Source organism: Treponema sp. R6D11, from assembly GCF_054786075.1.
The window spans coordinates 1-760 of the sequence record NZ_BDHD01000573.1 but is presented as its reverse complement, the minus strand read 5'-3'; the positions used below and the strand labels follow the sequence as shown (position 1 = coordinate 760).

Sequence of the window (760 nt, the reverse complement as noted above, 5' to 3'; positions counted from 1 at the left end):
GAGTTTTAAGCGTCTTAAAAAGCGATTTTATTTCATGCTCTGTTAATATCGACGTAGGCTCGTCAAGGATAATTATTTGGGCGTTATGGTATAAAACACGGCAAATTTCCACCTGTTGCATTTCGCCAAGTGTTAAATCTTTTACTTTTGTATCAGCGTTAATAGAAAAATCGTTATCTGAAATTATTTTTTTGCAAATTTGCTTTGATTTTTCTACGTCAAAAAAAACACCGTATTTACAAGGCTCAAAACCAAAAACAATATTTTCGGCGGCGGTGTATTCTGGAAACAGCATAAAATGTTGATGAACCATGCTGATATTTCCGTTTTTTGTTATTTCTCCGCTGTCAAACTTTTCCAAACCGCAGAGAATTTTCATCAGCGTTGTTTTACCCGCTCCATTTTCTCCTGCGACGCATAAAATTTCGCCCTTGCGTAAATCAAGGCTGATGTCGTTATTTGCTTTTTTACCGCTTCCGGGATACTGTTTGTTTATGTTCCTTAATTCAACAATATTCATTAAAAAAATATTGTTGTTTGGAAACTTCAGTTTCCAAACAACTTCCTTATAAAAATATCAGTTTTTAGGCTTTAGCCTAAAAACTGTAAGACCAATTAGGGAACTAACCAAGTTCCCTAATTGGTCCTTTCATAAACTTTTCAAATTTTTCACGAATATCCGCCGGAAGGTTTTTATATTCGGGATCATCAAAAATAAAATTAAGATCCCCCTCTTTTACCCCGATTGTCTGGGAAATAC

The 760-nt window shown here is 34.9% G+C and carries 1 protein-coding gene; it reads right to left on the bottom strand.

Annotation, left to right across the window (positions count from 1 at the left end; all coding sequences use genetic code 11):
• Nucleotides 1-520, bottom strand: a 520-nt coding sequence (locus tag ACYVTD_RS14765) for an ATP-binding cassette domain-containing protein (RefSeq protein ID WP_461248474.1), incomplete at its 3' end; no start/stop codon positions are given.
• Nucleotides 521-760: the final 240 nt, after the last annotated feature.